The following is a 1,730-nucleotide window of genomic DNA, read 5'->3' on the forward strand; positions in this document are numbered from 1 at the left end:
ATCATCCTCAAGGGTGCGACCCTGACCGCCGCTCAGCGCGATCAGCTCTTCACCAGCTCCATCGAGACCATCACCGACGCCTCAGGCACCTACACGAAGGCAGGCCCCCTCGATCTGACGCCGCCCGTACTGACCTTGAGCATCAACGACGGACAGCTGCTGGCAGGTGAGTCCGCCATCGTCACCTTCCAGTTCAGCGAAGTCGTCACAGGCTTTGCCCTGAGCGATGTGACGGCGACGCATGGGCAGCTGAGCAGCNCTGGCAGGTGAGTCCGCCATCGTCACCTTCCAGTTCAGCGAAGTCGTCACAGGCTTTGCCCTGAGCGATGTGACGGCGACGCATGGGCAGCTGAGCAGCCTCACGATGGTCGATCCGCTGCGCTATACTGCGGTGTTCACGCCTGACGCGAACTACACTGGTTCAGGTGAGATCAGCATTGCGGCGGGTCTCTACGCGGACGCTGCTGGAAACACAGGCGCTGGCAGTCGTGTTGTCACGGCGATCGATACGATCGAGCGAGGGGCGGCGGTCCTTACCACAGGAACCGACGTGGTCCTGCTGTCGGCGGGCGACCAGATCGTTCAGGCCACTGCAGCGACGTTGAACGCCAATACCTACGTCTACAACGGCACGACCTCGACCTACACGGGCGGCGATCAGCTGGATGGGGGCGCTGGCTACGACGTGCTCGCACTGACGGGTCCGGGCAGCTTCGACCTTGCAAATCTAGCCCAGTTCTCTGGCTTCGAGGAGGTGCGCCTCACCAACGTCACCTCCAGCTATGCCTACCTGACGCTGCGCGACGGTGTGGATCTCAAGGTCGTGCTCAGCGACGGCACCACCACGCCGGGGGGATCGACTTCCTTTCCGACCACGGGCGGGATCTCGGTCACGCTCGGCACCGGTCGGGTCACGCTGCAGGGCGGGAACGAGAGCGACCAGATCAACGTCAATGGCCCGACCAAGCTGCAGGCGGGCAGCGTCATCGATGGCGGTGCGGGCTACGACACCTTGAGCCTGTCCAACGAGAGCGACCAGATCAACGTCAATGGCCCGACCAAGCTGCAGGCGGGCAGCGTCATCGATGGCGGTGCRGGCTACGACACCYTGAGCCTGTCCGCGCCCTACAACTACAACCCCACGACGGGAACGTCCTCGAGCGTCGACACGACCTACGACCTGACCRGCATCAGCCTCAGCCATGTTGAGAGCCTGAGCGTGTCGGGCAACATCATGGGCACTGGCAAGACCATCGTGAAGGTGGACGCTGCGGCGCTGGCCGACGTCACCAGCATCAGCTTGGGCTACAACGGAACGCTGGCYACGACGGCTACGGCTCTCGACCTGACCAGCAAGATCGTCTCCTCGGGCCTGTATCCCAGCGCCAGCACCGGGACCATYACGAGCCTGAACACGACGGGCACCAGCTTCACCGTCGACAGCTACCAGTCCGCCCTTCAGATCATGATCATCCTCAAGGGTGCGACCCTGACCGCCGCTCAGCGCGATCAGCTCTTCACCAGCTCCATCGAGACCATCACCGACGCCTCAGGCACCTACACGAAGCCGCCGCTTCCGGCGGGCACCACCCTGCTCACGACTGGGACTGACGTGGTCCTGCTGTCGGGGGGCGACCAGATCGTTCAGGCCACTGCCGCGACGCTGAACGCCGGCACCTACGTCTACAACGGCACGACCTCGACCTACACGGGTGGTGACCAGCTGGATG

At 63.8% G+C, this 1,730-nt stretch carries 1 protein-coding gene and 1 pseudogene; both read left to right on the top strand.

The window, feature by feature from the left end; all coding sequences use genetic code 11:
* Positions 1-258, top strand: a 258-nt coding sequence (locus ASG51_RS24500; protein WP_210168771.1) for an Ig-like domain-containing protein, incomplete at both ends; no start/stop codon positions are given.
* 292 nt (positions 259-550) lie between these two features.
* Positions 551-1,730 (top strand): annotated as a pseudogene (locus ASG51_RS17385) (hypothetical protein); the annotation flags it as partial.

Source organism: Methylobacterium sp. Leaf465 (assembly GCF_001424705.1).
GTDB lineage: Bacteria > Pseudomonadota > Alphaproteobacteria > Rhizobiales > Beijerinckiaceae > Methylobacterium.